This is a genomic window from Nitrosococcus wardiae (assembly GCF_004421105.1).
GTDB lineage: Bacteria > Pseudomonadota > Gammaproteobacteria > Nitrosococcales > Nitrosococcaceae > Nitrosococcus > Nitrosococcus wardiae.
Map to the genome: position 1 here is coordinate 2,742,480 of NZ_CP038033.1, position 12,595 is coordinate 2,755,074.

Annotated in this window: 17 protein-coding genes and 1 tRNA gene; 13 read left to right on the forward strand and 5 right to left on the reverse strand. The window is 51.6% G+C overall.

Annotated elements, in window-relative coordinates; all coding sequences use genetic code 11:
- From E3U44_RS13040 to E3U44_RS20695, 7 genes are all read left to right on the forward strand, one after another.
- Positions 1 to 732: an RNA methyltransferase gene (locus E3U44_RS13040; protein ID WP_134358592.1), complete on the forward strand. Its 732-nt coding sequence runs from the start codon at positions 1 to 3 to the stop codon at positions 730 to 732.
- Positions 733 to 800: 68 nt separating this feature from the next.
- Entirely contained in the window at positions 801 to 1,610 is an 810-nt protein-coding gene (gene cysE / locus E3U44_RS13045; RefSeq protein WP_134358593.1) for a serine O-acetyltransferase, read from the forward strand.
- A 75-nt stretch (positions 1,611 to 1,685) separates the two neighbouring features.
- Positions 1,686 to 2,186 carry a Fe-S cluster assembly transcriptional regulator IscR gene (iscR, locus tag E3U44_RS13050; RefSeq protein ID WP_134358594.1) on the forward strand — a complete coding sequence of 167 codons (501 nt, stop codon included), beginning with the start codon at positions 1,686 to 1,688 and terminating at the stop codon, positions 2,184 to 2,186.
- A gap of 23 nt (positions 2,187 to 2,209) precedes the next feature.
- Complete coding sequence (locus tag E3U44_RS13055) at positions 2,210 to 3,355, forward strand: cysteine desulfurase family protein (RefSeq protein WP_134358595.1); 1,146 nt, start codon at positions 2,210 to 2,212, stop codon at positions 3,353 to 3,355.
- Between the two features lie 22 nt (positions 3,356 to 3,377).
- Positions 3,378 to 3,701, forward strand: a complete 324-nt coding sequence (locus E3U44_RS13060; RefSeq protein ID WP_134358596.1) for a HesB/IscA family protein — start codon at positions 3,378 to 3,380, stop codon at positions 3,699 to 3,701.
- Between the two features lie 31 nt (positions 3,702 to 3,732).
- Positions 3,733 to 3,885, forward strand: coding sequence for a DUF6494 family protein (locus E3U44_RS13065; protein ID WP_206054792.1), 153 nt, complete (start codon positions 3,733 to 3,735; stop codon positions 3,883 to 3,885).
- Positions 3,846 to 3,941 (forward strand): DUF6494 family protein, encoded by a 96-nt coding sequence (locus tag E3U44_RS20695; RefSeq protein WP_420812593.1) that lies wholly within the window; start codon positions 3,846 to 3,848, stop codon positions 3,939 to 3,941. Before E3U44_RS13065 ends, E3U44_RS20695 begins: the two co-directional genes overlap by 40 nt.
- An 81-nt stretch (positions 3,942 to 4,022) precedes the next feature.
- Here the strand turns inward: E3U44_RS20695 and E3U44_RS13070 are convergent, their stop codons facing one another.
- Complete coding sequence (locus E3U44_RS13070; protein WP_134358597.1) at positions 4,023 to 4,691, reverse strand: Bax inhibitor-1/YccA family protein; 669 nt, start codon at positions 4,689 to 4,691, stop codon at positions 4,023 to 4,025.
- A gap of 171 nt (positions 4,692 to 4,862) precedes the next feature.
- Here E3U44_RS13070 and E3U44_RS13075 point away from each other — a divergent pair.
- Positions 4,863 to 4,952: transfer RNA gene (locus E3U44_RS13075), tRNA-Ser, on the forward strand.
- A gap of 71 nt (positions 4,953 to 5,023) precedes the next feature.
- Here E3U44_RS13075 and E3U44_RS13080 read toward each other — a convergent pair.
- A complete protein-coding gene (locus tag E3U44_RS13080; protein ID WP_134358598.1) occupies positions 5,024 to 5,281 on the reverse strand; it encodes a hypothetical protein in 258 nt (85 codons plus the stop codon).
- Between the two features lie 60 nt (positions 5,282 to 5,341).
- Here E3U44_RS13080 and E3U44_RS13085 point away from each other — a divergent pair, with 60 nt between their 5' ends.
- Positions 5,342 to 6,556, forward strand: coding sequence for a sensor histidine kinase (locus E3U44_RS13085; protein WP_134358599.1), 1,215 nt, complete (start codon positions 5,342 to 5,344; stop codon positions 6,554 to 6,556).
- Between the two features lie 36 nt (positions 6,557 to 6,592).
- Here E3U44_RS13085 and E3U44_RS19360 read toward each other — a convergent pair whose 3' ends face one another.
- Entirely contained in the window at positions 6,593 to 6,733 is a 141-nt protein-coding gene (locus E3U44_RS19360; protein WP_166804969.1) for a hypothetical protein, read from the reverse strand.
- Between the two features lie 190 nt (positions 6,734 to 6,923).
- Here E3U44_RS19360 and E3U44_RS13090 point away from each other — a divergent pair, with 190 nt between their 5' ends.
- Entirely contained in the window at positions 6,924 to 7,235 is a 312-nt protein-coding gene (locus E3U44_RS13090) for a hypothetical protein (RefSeq protein WP_134358600.1), read from the forward strand.
- 193 nt (positions 7,236 to 7,428) lie between these two features.
- Here the strand turns inward: E3U44_RS13090 and E3U44_RS13095 are convergent, their stop codons facing one another.
- Positions 7,429 to 8,163, reverse strand: coding sequence for a response regulator transcription factor (locus E3U44_RS13095; RefSeq protein WP_134358601.1), 735 nt, complete (start codon positions 8,161 to 8,163; stop codon positions 7,429 to 7,431).
- Between the two features lie 653 nt (positions 8,164 to 8,816).
- Between E3U44_RS13095 and E3U44_RS13100 the strand changes: the two genes are divergently transcribed.
- Both E3U44_RS13100 and E3U44_RS13105 read left to right on the forward strand, forming a co-directional pair.
- Entirely contained in the window at positions 8,817 to 9,227 is a 411-nt protein-coding gene (locus E3U44_RS13100; protein ID WP_134358602.1) for an EF-hand domain-containing protein, read from the forward strand.
- A 271-nt stretch (positions 9,228 to 9,498) separates the two neighbouring features.
- Complete coding sequence (locus E3U44_RS13105) at positions 9,499 to 10,062, forward strand: phosphatidylglycerophosphatase A family protein (protein WP_166805080.1); 564 nt, start codon at positions 9,499 to 9,501, stop codon at positions 10,060 to 10,062.
- A gap of 112 nt (positions 10,063 to 10,174) precedes the next feature.
- Here E3U44_RS13105 and E3U44_RS13110 read toward each other — a convergent pair whose 3' ends face one another.
- On the reverse strand, positions 10,175 to 10,840 hold the full coding sequence (locus tag E3U44_RS13110; protein ID WP_134358604.1) for a hypothetical protein: 666 nt from the start codon (positions 10,838 to 10,840) through the stop codon (positions 10,175 to 10,177).
- A 506-nt stretch (positions 10,841 to 11,346) separates the two neighbouring features.
- Between E3U44_RS13110 and E3U44_RS13115 the strand changes: the two genes are divergently transcribed.
- A complete protein-coding gene (locus E3U44_RS13115; RefSeq protein WP_134358605.1) occupies positions 11,347 to 12,534 on the forward strand; it encodes a lipocalin-like domain-containing protein in 1,188 nt (395 codons plus the stop codon).
- Positions 12,535 to 12,595 lie beyond the last annotated feature (61 nt).

A 12,595-nucleotide genomic window follows, 5' to 3' on the forward strand; every position in this document is an offset into this window, starting at 1 on the left:
ATGTCATTGGCGAAGGTGCGTATTATATTGGTGGGGACCACTCATCCCGGCAATATTGGGGCGGCAGCGCGGGCTATGCACACTATGGGATTATCCCGGCTATACTTAGTGAATCCAGCGCGTTTTCCCTGTGCTGAGGCGACGGCGCGGGCCTCCGGTGCAGATGAATTATTGGCCCAGGCGGAAATTTGCACCAACTTACCCCAAGCAATAGCTGGTTGCCGAACGGTGTTTGGGTTGAGCGCCCGGCCTCGAAATATTTCCTGGCCAGCGCTAGATGCCCGTGCTTGCGGTGCCCTGGCTGTCCAGGAATCCCTGGAGGGGGAGGTGGCGATAGTGTTTGGCCGAGAACATTCGGGACTTTCCAATGTGGAGCTCGATTATTGTAATTATTGGGTCCATATTCCAAGTAATCCAGCATATAGCTCTCTTAACTTGGCGGCGGCGGTGCAGGTGATGGCCTACGAAGTTCGGATGGCTGCTATGGCAGGGACTTCTCTCCCTTCCCGACGCTCCACAGAATCGCACCCGGCGTCCGTAGATGAAGTGGAAGGCTTTTTTCAACATCTGGAACAAACCTTGATAGAGATCGGATTTCTTAATCCAAGTAACCCTAAGCTTCTGATGCGCCGCTTACGCCGCTTGTTTTTTCGTGCTCATCTTGAGATCCGTGAAGTGAATATCTTGCGCGGGATTTTGACGGCTGCCCAGGATAAAGCAAAAGGGTTATAACACCATAATTATGAAACAATAATAGGTTGTCATTGATTTAATGTTATAGGCCTATTGATTAGGGAAATATGTTTGAACGTTTGCGAGAAGAAATCAATTGTGTGTTCGAGCGGGATCCTGCGGCACGCAATGTCTTTGAAGTGGTCACCACTTATCCCGGCTTCCACGCCATTTTATGGCATCGGTTGAGTCACCGGCTGTGGAATTTAGGAGCGAGATGGCCGGCGCGAGCCATTTCTACTTTAAGCCGTTGGTTGACCGGGATCGAGATCCATCCAGCGGCCCAGCTCGGGCGGCGCTTTTTTATTGACCACGGGATGGGGGTGGTCATTGGTGAAACGGCGGAAATCGGCGATGACTGTACCCTCTACCATGGAGTGACCTTGGGGGGAACCAGTTGGGAAAAGGGTAAGCGGCACCCTACCTTGGGAAATAATGTGGTGGTGGGGGCTGGTGCCAAGGTTCTCGGACCTATATATATCGGCAGTGGAGCCCGGATAGGCTCTAATTCAGTGGTGGTCAAAAATGTCCCGGAGAATGCCACTATTGTGGGGGTACCAGGGCATGTGGCCCGACCAAAGGAGCAGCGCAGAGAGGAGGCCAAGCGCCGGGCGATGGCTAAACGCATTGGATTTGATGCCTATGGGGCGCCCCAGGATACTCCTGATCCCATCGAGCGGGCGATTCATGGCCTGATTGAGCATATCCAGCGTTTAGACGACCGCATTGAGCAAATGGCCGCCGAGATACAGCGCCTGGGGGGAAAACTCCCTGAGGAGCAGTTACCTGATCTGGAGGCTTGTGAATTATCTGCAAGCGGCAATGAGGAGGAATCAGCACAGCAAGTGGATAAGGGCAAGTCGGCGGCGGCCAAATAGTTGACTAATATGGTCAGTTATGTAACTCTTTGGTTGGTTGAACCCGATAACGCTTAATTTAATGAGGCGGATGACATGCGGCTGACAACCAAAGGTCGTTACGCGGTAACCGCGATGCTGGATTTGGCGCTACATTATGAACAGGGGCCGATCACCTTAGCGGATATTTCCCGTCGGCAAGGGATTTCTCTCTCTTACCTAGAACAACTCTTCGCCCGTTTGCGCAAAAAAGAGTTGGTCGACAGTGCCCGTGGTCCAGGGGGGGGCTACCGCTTAAGTCGTGAGGCGGAAAAGATCAGCGTAATTGATGTGATCAGTGCGGTTGATGAGAGTGTGGATGCCACGCGCTGCCGAGGATTAAAAAACTGCCAGGGGGATCAACGCTGCCTGACCCATGAGTTGTGGGAAGATCTCAGCCGGCAGATCTATGAATTTCTTTCCCGTATTACCCTGGGTGAATTGGTTCAGCGCCGCGACATTCAGGAAATTTCGGCCCGGCTGGATAATGCCGCTAAGGCAGGCTCGGTAGGCAGTGGTGACCGGGCTGTACCTGTCGTCGTCGTTGATACAAATTAAGCTTCCTTAAGGATGAAGCTGGTATGGCAATTTACTTTGACCACAACGCGGGAGCACCCCTCGATGAACGGGTGTTGGAAGCCATGCTTCCTTACCTTCGAGCGCAGCAGGGCAACCCTTCCAGCGTACATCGTTATGGCCGCATCGCCCGAGAGGCCATAGAGCAAGCCCGTGCCCAGGTGGCCGCCTTGGTTCAGGCGGCACCTTCTCAGGTGGTTTTTACCAGTGGGGGCACTGAAGCCAATAACTTGGCGGTGTTTGGGGTTATGGGCCCCCGTCCCCAGGGGCATCTTGCCATCAGCGCGGTAGAGCACCCCTCGCTCCGGGAACCGGCTTTGTCCTTGCGGGCCCAAGGCCTTACGGTGACTGAAATTGAGGTGGACTCCCAAGGGCGGGTGACTCCTTCCACCTTAGAGAGCGCACTCCGCCCCGATACCCGGTTGGTTTCTGTAATGTGGGCCAGTAATGAAACCGGTGTTTTGCAGGATATCCCTGCCTTGAGCAAAGGTATTCGAGAGCAAGGGTGTATATTTCATACCGATGCGGTTCAGGTAGTAGGGAAATTACCCCTTGACTTTCGCCGCAGCGGCGTCCATCTCATGAGTCTTTCCGCCCACAAGATGGGGGGGCCTAAAGGGATTGGCGCATTGGTTGTGGATAGTAGTTTAGACCTTGCTCCGCTCCTGCAAGGAGGTGGCCAAGAGAAGGGACGGCGTAGCGGTACCGAGAATGTGGCTGCTATCGTGGGGTTTGGAAAGGCCGCCGAGCTTGTGAGCGCGGAACTGCATCATCGGGCCCAAGCATGGTCCCAGTGGCGGGAATATCTGGAGCAAGCCTTGCGGCAACTACCGGAGGTTGTCATTTTTGGAGAAAAGGCTGAACGCTTGCCCAACACTGTATTTTTTGCGGCTCCTGGAATTGAAGGAGAGACTTTGCTGATGGCCTTGGATAAGGCCGGGATTGGAGTCTCTAGTGGCTCGGCCTGCGGCAGCGGCAGCCATCAGCCTAGCCATGTGTTATTGGCCATGGGTATTGCGCCAGAGCTGGCACAAGGAGCGATTCGGGTCAGCTTTGGGGCAGGGAATAATTTGGACCAAATAGATGAACTGGTTGCTGTGCTAAAAAGTCAAATAGAACAACTGCAACGGATGTTGTTGTGTGCATATTGATTGATTAAGGAGAGGGCGAGAAATGGCAATTACAGTCACAAATTCGGCACTAAAACAGATTAAGAAAGTTCTCTCCCAGCAGGCGAATGTAGAAGGACTGCGGGTGGGGGTAAAAAAGAGCGGCTGCTCGGGGTTTGCTTATGTTCTCGGTTTTGCGGAGCAGGTAGAACCGGAGGATACCGTCTTCGACCATGACGGGATTAAGATCGTAGTTGATAAGCAAAGCTTGGGGTTTATTGACGGTACTGAGTTGGATTATCGGCGCGAGGGTTTGAACGAAAGCTTTAAATTTCAGAATCCCAATGTGGTTGCCTCCTGTGGCTGTGGAGAGAGTTTCAGCGTTTAACCGCTTTAGCCGAGCCGAGTGAGGGGCGAGAATGGATGAAGAACAGTTCAACATGTCGGTGCGCAAGTTCCTCAAAACTTTGGGGGTGACAGCACAACGGGAAATAGAAAAGGCCGTAAGGGACGCGCCCTCGACAGTGGGCGTTTGCAAGGAGACGAAACCCTTAAAGCCCACGCTACAGTGAAAGTGGAAGGCATCGAGCTTAAAATGGACACGGAAGGGGAAATTAAGCTCTCCTGATGAAATAAGCCCCCCAAACTAAAAAGGCCCCGGATTTTCCGGGGCCTTTTCTATCTATGAATGGCCTGTTAGAAGGGACGATTATTCATCGCCACCAAAGATGCCTAACAGTTGCAACAGACTCAAGAACAAGTTGTATATCGCGACATACAGGCTTACCGTAGCCATGATATAGTTGGTTTCCCCCCCATTAACGAGCAGGCTGGTTTGGAACAAGATAAAGCCTGACATTAACAGGATGAACATGGCTGAGACGGCCAAGGATAAGGCGGGGATTTGGAAGAGCATAGCCGCCAATCCCGCCAGAAAGGCCACTAAAATGCCTACCATCAGGAAACCGCCAATAAAGCTAAAATCCTTGCGGGTTGCCAGGGCATAGCCGGAGAGGCCGAAGAAGATAGCGCCAGTCCCTCCTAAAGCCAGCATGACTGTTTCATGGCCATTGGGTAGGCCCATATAGAAGTTAAGAATGGGTCCCAGGGTGTAGCCCATAAAGCCAGTCAGGGCAAAAATGGCGGCCAAGCCCCAAACGCTGTTACGCAGGGCATTGGTTAGAAATAATAAACCGAAGTAACCTACCAAGGTAATTACCCAATGCACTGGGGGGGCATTGGTTGCCATGGCAATCCCCGCAGTGACGGCGCTAAAAACGAGCGTCGCAGCGAGGAGGGTATAGGTGTTGCGCAGAAGCTTATTTGTGGCAAGTGCCGAAGGTGCTGCGCGTGAAACTGCTTGATCATTGTAACTCATCTATTCTGACCCCCTTGATGGTTGGATCATCCTTACCTTTAAATTAGGAGTTTCGTCAACTATGACAACCGTTTAGCGGTTTAGTTCTAAGCTTACTAGTTTTCTTGAAAATAGCAATAGTTTGGCTTCTCTGGTATCTTTTAGTTATCTTTAAACATAAGTCAAGTTATCGGAGGGCTGGCCGAGTGGTTGAAGGCACTGGTCTTGAAAACCAGCAGGGGCGAAAGTCCCTCCAGGGTTCGAATCCCTGGCCCTCCGCCATTAATTGGTAACAAGTTGTTGATTAATAATAAGTAAACATCTTTAATTTTGCCTGGGTCTTACTATTGGTCTTACAGCAGCGTGCAGGCTAGCTCATGATTCCCGGTGTAGGTAGAACAAGGCTGTTTGGCTATTCTAATCAATCGCCCCCTACGAACGGAAGATGTCATCGCCATCTCTGCAAATGAAACTTGTACGAAGACATCCTGCTGGGCGGTCAGCCGCTCGAAGCTACTCCAGTGCATCCCTGTCTGTACTGGGTGATTAAAAGGTAATCTCAATTCTTTTATTCCACGCTGATGGGGCTTCGCCCGTCTTGGCCAATCCATTCTTGCCCCCCGCCTTTTCAGAGGAGATAATGGCGATGGATAAGTGCTGCGCCTTTTGACATGAATAATCCCCTATCTGAACTTGCCAATTATCTGAGTGACCAGCAGGAGGCCCTCGTCGAGCGCTGGGTGCATGCGTGCGAAGCCGATGATGCATTGGGAGTGGTCAGCAAACTTACCCGTACAGAATTTCACAACAATATTCCCCTCGCCATTGAGGGGTTGTGCCGGGTATTAAGCTGTGGGAGCAATGAAGCATCCTCGGAGACGATAAAGCGCGAGGTGGCCAAACATGGGCATGAGCGTTGGAAACAGGGATTTAGTCTCGAAGAGCTGATTCGCGATTGGGGCCACTTGAATCGGGTGCTCGTAGCAATGACGGAAGCCTTCTTTGAAGCACACTACCCGCAAGCCCCCGCTGAGAGAGCCAAAGCTTTAGACCGGGTTGCCGCATTCATCATCGAAGCGACGGGCTATAGCGTGCAGCGTTTTGACGCGCTTCGCCGAGCAGAGGCGGCGGCGCTGGCAAGGGATTTAGAGATCGTAAAAACGCAATTTGACCAGTTGACGCAGGTTCGCGGGCAACTCCTCCGAGAGGCGGTACACGACATACGGGGTGGATTGTCAGCGATTGAAAGCGCCTCAGCCGTTCTCAAGCTCTCTCAAGAGCCCAATAAATCCTTTACGGAAGTGCTAGAGGTCCTCAGCCGGAGTGTAGATTCAGTAAAAGAAATGCTCAACTCGCTCCTCGATCTATCCCGACTGGAGTCAGGTGCAGACCCAGCGAAACTGCTTTCGGTCAACATCGTGGATGTGCTCGAATCCCTTGCCGCAGAATACCATCCTGTAGCCGCTGAAAAGGGATTAAAGTTAAGTACCGAGGGTCCCAAGGAAGTTTTTGTGCAGACCGATCCAGAGAAGGTTCGGCGTATTGCTCAAAATCTCTTGCTCAATGCGTTAGAGCATACTTCACAAGGTGAGATTCGGCTGTCGTGGAAAGTAGAGGCGCAGCGATGGGTCATGTGCATCAGCGACACGGGGCTTGGTCTCCAAAGTGTGCTTGGCTCACCTATGGCCCAGGAGTTGAATGAGCCTGACTCCGATCTGGATTGCCAACCCTCTTCTCCCTATTCATACGCAGGCGAAGGCATTGGTCTTACCATTGTGAAGCGGCTTTGCGATCTACTAGATGCGGGGGTTTCGCTCGAATCGGAGTTAAGCCAGGGGACCCTGTTTACTATAAAGTTCCCTCTGGGTTATCCCCAATCAAAATAGAAATAAGGGCTTATCCTGCCATAGCATAAGGCAACCCTAAGCAAAGCCGCAGATATATTCCACCGGAAAAATAACTTCTTGCGGAGATTCTTTCGCAGTATCGAGCGGCATAATCGATATATCCTGATCCATTCCATTCGTTTCTGTGGGTTCGCCCAAGTTGATGACTTTGCCCACGTAAACTTTTCTGTCGTTCATTGTTAACATGACATACTAGATCTTTTTGAAGTGAAAAGTTGAAGAGAAGGTTGTCAAGCGGGCTATCCTCAATATCCGGCTCATGGGCCTGCGGGAAGGAGGGGGTTGTTAATTCAAGAATAGAAGCGGGGGGGTCGATAGGATACCTATTCAAGGAGGAGTATAAAAAATGTATATATTCACGTGTTCAGTGAGTTTAAGCGATGGCAAGATTGCGACCTGCGATGGAATAGCTTACGAAGGGAAGCTTTGGCTTGTTCTGAAGTGGATTAGGTATCCGAGCAAACCCGTGGTCATACCCGAGCGAATAATTCGCTTCGATTCGTGCCCGCATCAGAAGACGGAAGGGGGTGATCTAGATTACCAAAACATCCAACTCCCCATGCCTAAGTCCGCCCTTCGTGGCGAAGTGCCGCAAGGTATCGAATATATCGATCGCCCACAAAACCTTGAGGTTCCAATTCACTTACTACCCCGCTAGTAGACAGGACATTGACTCCTAGCGCTCGTTTCCTGTGGCCGCGCCAGGAAACTCTCAAGATCTACCCTTGAATTTTGTCGCTTGCAAGCCTGCTCCAGGCTAAATATCAAGCGCCGACAGGCCAAAAAAAAGACGGCAAGGGAAACCTCCCATAACCGCCAGAGGGCTTGTGCCGGAAGAAGGGACTCCATCACTATTCCAGAGAGGCGCGACCCCCTCTCCTCCGGGCTACTTCTTGGGTCCTTTTTCTCAGGGAGAGCACAAGATTAATGAGTTCGGCACGGTTTCTAACCTGGAGTTTTTTCATCACCCGAGCTCGGTGGATTTGCACGGTTTTGATGCTGATATTCCACTCAAAGGCCATCTGCTTATTCTGTTTACCCGCGACCACTCCCTCTATGATCTGCTGTTCACGCGGGGTTAACCGGGCTAGCCGAGCGGCGATTTCTGCCTCTTTTTGTCGTTCGATTTGGTTTTGCCGGGCTTGGGCGAGACAGGTTTTCAGGCGCGTTTTGACCAATCCCGCACCTTTCAAGGGCTGGATAATAAAGTCCATGGCCCCTGCCTGGATGGCTTGAACGGCCTCAGGCACCGTCGCCTCTGCCGAGACGAAGAGCAGCGGAATCCGGCTACCCCGATGCTGGAGTTGTTGCTGCAGCATTAAGCCGCCCATATGGGGGGCGTGGATATCGAGCAGCAGACAAGCCGGGAGGGTGGGGTCAAAATCCGCTAGAAACGCTTCAGCCGTAGTATAGGCGGAACAGGGGGCGCCCGTGGATTCACTGATTTGGCGGAGCGTCTGGTGCATCCCCCGATCGCCACTGACAATAAAAATGGTGACCGGTGGGCTCGCAGCATCCGGGGCATCGGCAAAGCCTTGCCGGTACGGGGTAAGGCCGGGGATGGGTTTTAAATAGGACCCGCTCATGGAACACCTCCGCGTTAAGGTGAAGTTTTATTTAAGGGATTAAAAGCCGTCTCTTGGGCGGGAAGGGAGGTGAGCGTGCGCGGGGGCTATTGCAAGCCACAGCTAGACGGTAGAGCGTGTGGGAGAGGCCGTTCACGGCATGCCTCTCTAATGACATCACAGCCTCCCTTAATGGCGAAAGCGCTTGTTGTGATAGGGCCGCCTGTACTTAACAGGGATTTGGCAACTTTTTATGCATTTAGAACGTAAAGTTAAGTAAAGCCTAATAACCCTAGAATAAGAATGCGTATTTCTACGTACTTTTTGTCGTTTCCCTCGCTTCTATAATAATTAAGTTCATCAGGGTTGATGCCATTAAATGTGGAATAAGACGACCGAAAGAGGCCTTTAATGCATTTATTTGAAGACGGAGCTTTCAGGCGTTAATTCTGGGAAGCCACTCACCCACTCATTCGGGCCGGAGAGGGCACACTGCTTTTCTGGCCACACTTCCGATAGCCCCCCCTGTGAGCCCTATTGCCGTTCCGCAATAGGGGTAATTCGCTATACCCTTTCCCCTTGTGATGTGGGAAGAAGTCTCTACCCTTTGATTAGAAGGAAGACATGCTTGGTGTGACTTCTATCGATGAAAAACTGAAAGGAGGAACTTCAGGATGGTTGCGAAATACAAGATGATGTGTCATTCCCTCTTGCTTGGCGGGGTCTTATCGCTGGTTTTAATACCCGCTTTTGCACAGGTTACCGTGCCGGGGGGCAATGTACCCAGTGAAGAAGAGGGAACAGCGGGGAAGGAGGAGATGCACAAGGAGATGCATAAAAAGATGTTCCAGAAGCTAGATAACAATGGCGATGGCAGGATCGGCGAGGATGAATTTGAAGAGGTCATGGAGAAGAAATTTGAGCGCATGGATAAGGATGATGACGATCACATAACCCAGGAGGAATGGCAGTCCGCCGCTGAGAAACATATGGAACATAAAAAGGAACATATGAAGGAACATATGAAAGAGCACCACCGCGGAGCACCGGAAGGCAGCGAAGGACACCAGAGAGAAGGAATGTAGTCGGTGAAAGAGAAGGGGGGGCCTGTGAAAAAGCTTCTCCTAAAGCGGGCAGGTACCCTCTCTGTTCTTGCCTCCGGTTACAGAAAGCAGTTGATGAACCGTTAAGCCAACAGCATCTTTACGAGGCTATGAATTACGCATCAACATTCGCGACAGCAAACCATGTCTAACTCAGCACTGCACCGAACTCCTCGCTTCGTTCGCGGCTAGTGAATAAGGGGCATTGGCGGAGATAATGAAAGGTACGAGCAGAAGGTGGATAATCTTCGCGGTGACTATTGCGCCTGTGACCATCACCTGCGGTCTGGCCTTCTTCGTTTCAATCCACGCCATTCCCAGCAGCACCCTTGCTGGCCTCATGGGTTATTTAGCGATAGGCCTAGGCCTCGGGTATATTTCCTATTTCCCTGGCACAGCAGGCGCTCTCCTTGGGATCATTATCGCTTTGGCGCTGGATCGGTTGCGCCCCTGGATGCAGCTACTCACAACTGTGGTTCTCGTAGCGTTGGCCGTTCCAATATGCGAATACGGCGCACGGGAGTATCAAGGCAGCGACAAGGCGCGTATCGTTGCCGATGAGGCGCTTACTTTTCCCGTGGCTACGGTAGCGTTGCCGGTGCGCTATCATCCGGCGCTGCTTGCGGGCGTTTTCATCATAAGCCGCGTGCTCGATAGCCTCAAACCACCCCCAGCCCGCGCTGTCGAGAAGCTGCCTGGAGGCATTGGTATTGTTTACGATGATGTCGTGGTAAACGCCTGGACATTGCTCTTCGGATTGATCGGATGGGAGTGGTACCACCGCCGGTGGCGTAATATGAGATACCGGAATCGCTAGACTCTGGCCATGATGCGGCTTAGAAAATTACTCTCAAAGTGTGGAGATAGGTATAGAATTAAGCGGCCATTAGATGTTCTAGAACTTGTTGATGAGATTGCCCTTGGGTTTCTTATCCACAGGTTGGATGAGCCCTATGAGCTTCGGGTCGTTGCAACCGCCAGTGGGAGGAAAGGTTCCATCCTCGAACCTCACAGCCCAATTCTTCCAGCCACTTGGCCATAACCTGGTTGGAATTATGGCCCAATGTATAGGGTTGGGGATGTTTGACAAATTCCATATCATAATCCGCATTATAAATAAGGGAATTTAGGTTTTCCGAATAGATAGCTTCTAATGCCGCTTGTAATTGCTCAACGGCATCGGCCTCTACCAGAATCATCAGGATACTTTCGATACCCTCCTTGACCTGGTACCGGATTGCCGGTGCACTAGGGGGACCAGGCAGCTCCCGCCGCCCGAGTGCGGCGGTGGTGGGCTTCAATAGAGCAGCGGCTCCCTGGAGGAAACCGGTTTTTCCCCGCGCGTAATAATCCCAGTCGCCATAGGCATAACGCACTAAGCGGCTATCCGCACGGCTAAGCACCAGGCTTGGATGCCGCCCATGATCCAGCAAAAAGACTCGACGTTGCTCTTCCAGTGCCTTCGGCGGGATGACATAATTCGCGCATCCGCCGAGTAGCACGCCGATCAGCGCAATTATCAGCGATTTTCTTTCCCTGCTTAGAGAAAAAGGGACTAGATAAAGTGTTTGGAGCCGAATGGCTTTAAATCTCACCTTGGATCAGACTCCTCTTGCAAAGAGCAGTTGATGAAGCGCGCCGTCCAATGACTATCGTATCCTGCGCCAGGCGGGTGAACAGCACCACCGAAAGTGTAACTAGCCGCTATGGTTGCTAGCCCCACCGCCGCGGCTGCCCCTGTGAGGTGTGGACTGGGGATATCTGCTGGTTCCCTGGGCCGGTCAAGGGGTTGTTTTTCTACCTCGACTTGCTCCTTGAGCTAAGGTTATTGGCTGAGCAGTATAGACCAGCCCCTGGTCCTGCATGGCGATGATGGTAGCCCATGCAAAGGGGAGACTAGGAATCACCACCTCATGAAACAGGCGGTAACTATCTTGACAACTACCGATTTAAAGATAAGCTACAGTAGCGTCGAAAGAACCCTCTTCACCGGCCTATCTGTATGGAAGGATTCCCTTGAGGCTAGCGTAGCGGGAAGAAGCCAATACCTTGCCACTATTTTCAGATTTGTCTCCTTAATCATCTTGATGAATTAGTCGATATGTTTGCCAACCGGACTCTTACCGCAGTTTTTTTTGTTATTGGTGCAATTTTAGTGTTTATCATGATAGGGTTGATGGGCACCGGTGATGAAGAGCGGGTAGCCAATGATGGAGTGATCGTCTCCGACGCCTTGAGCGCTCAGGAAGATACTTCACAGTATGCCCGTGTATTTGAACCCCGGGCATTTTCTTTCCCCCAAGATCATGGTCCCCATCCTGACTTTAAAAACGAATGGTGGTATTACACGGGCAACCTTAAGACCGGGGAGGGTCGGCATTTTGGTTACGAGCTGACCATTTTCCGGGTTGCCATGGCACCCGATCAGGTTGAGCGTGCCTCTGATTGGGCAACACGCCAACTCTACATGGCCCACTTTGCCTTAACCGATGTGGAACAAAAACGCTTTTATTCTTTTGAACGCTTCAATCGAGGCGCACTGGGTCTGGCCGGTGCGGTCGCCCAACCTTTCAAAGTGTGGCTGGAAGATTGGGCGGTCATAGGAACAGAAGGCGAAAATATTTTTCCATTGAAAATTGCTGCGGCTCAAGACGGCATTGCCCTAGAGCTTGAGTTGGATACTGCTAAACCCGTCGTGTTGCAGGGGGAGGAGGGTTTGAGTCAAAAAAGCGCAGAGCCAGGCAACGCCTCCTATTACTATTCGTTTACCCGCTTGCTTTCTAAGGGAGAAATCCGTGTCGACGGGCAAAGCTTTCAAGTATCAGGGACCAGTTGGATGGACCGGGAGTGGAGCACTAGCGCCTTAAGCGAGGACCAGGAAGGTTGGGATTGGTTTGCACTTCAATTATCCAATAACACGGAATTGATGTTCTACCATATGAGAAAAAAAGACGGCACTGCGGATGTATTCAGTGGCGGTACGTTTGTTTCTGCAACCGGAGAGACGCATAAGCTTTCCCTTTCCCAGGTCGAGGTTGAAGCAACTGACCGATGGCAAAGCCCCCACAGCGGTATCCGTTATCCCTCAGGTTGGCGTCTATCGGTGCCCGAGCTTCAATTATCTTTGGTAATCACCCCTTTTCAGAAGGATCAAGAGCTTAATCTAGCGGCACGTTACTGGGAAGGGGCGGTGCAATGTGCCGGCACTTACAGCGGAGCCAATATAACAGGTGTAGGTTATGTTGAATTAGCAGGATATGGAAATGGGAGGGATGAACCAATGCGGTAACTGCTGATGAAGCTTGTTTATGTTGAAGCAGGAGCTCGCTGAAAAGAAAACCGGGTAAACC

Coding starts and splice junctions, on each gene's coding strand:
- E3U44_RS13040 (WP_134358592.1), top strand. CDS start 1: ATGTCATTGGCGAAGGTGCGTATTATATTGGTGGGGACCACTCATCCC.
- cysE (WP_134358593.1), top strand. CDS start 801: ATGTTTGAACGTTTGCGAGAAGAAATCAATTGTGTGTTCGAGCGGGAT.
- iscR (WP_134358594.1), top strand. CDS start 1,686: ATGCGGCTGACAACCAAAGGTCGTTACGCGGTAACCGCGATGCTGGAT.
- E3U44_RS13055 (WP_134358595.1), top strand. CDS start 2,210: ATGGCAATTTACTTTGACCACAACGCGGGAGCACCCCTCGATGAACGG.
- E3U44_RS13060 (WP_134358596.1), top strand. CDS start 3,378: ATGGCAATTACAGTCACAAATTCGGCACTAAAACAGATTAAGAAAGTT.
- E3U44_RS13065 (WP_206054792.1), top strand. CDS start 3,733: ATGGATGAAGAACAGTTCAACATGTCGGTGCGCAAGTTCCTCAAAACT.
- E3U44_RS13070 (WP_134358597.1), bottom strand. CDS start 4,691: ATGAGTTACAATGATCAAGCAGTTTCACGCGCAGCACCTTCGGCACTT.
- E3U44_RS13080 (WP_134358598.1), bottom strand. CDS start 5,281: ATGGATTGGCCAAGACGGGCGAAGCCCCATCAGCGTGGAATAAAAGAA.
- E3U44_RS13085 (WP_134358599.1), top strand. CDS start 5,342: ATGAATAATCCCCTATCTGAACTTGCCAATTATCTGAGTGACCAGCAG.
- E3U44_RS13090 (WP_134358600.1), top strand. CDS start 6,924: ATGTATATATTCACGTGTTCAGTGAGTTTAAGCGATGGCAAGATTGCG.
- E3U44_RS13095 (WP_134358601.1), bottom strand. CDS start 8,163: ATGAGCGGGTCCTATTTAAAACCCATCCCCGGCCTTACCCCGTACCGG.
- E3U44_RS13100 (WP_134358602.1), top strand. CDS start 8,817: ATGGTTGCGAAATACAAGATGATGTGTCATTCCCTCTTGCTTGGCGGG.
- E3U44_RS13115 (WP_134358605.1), top strand. CDS start 11,347: ATGTTTGCCAACCGGACTCTTACCGCAGTTTTTTTTGTTATTGGTGCA.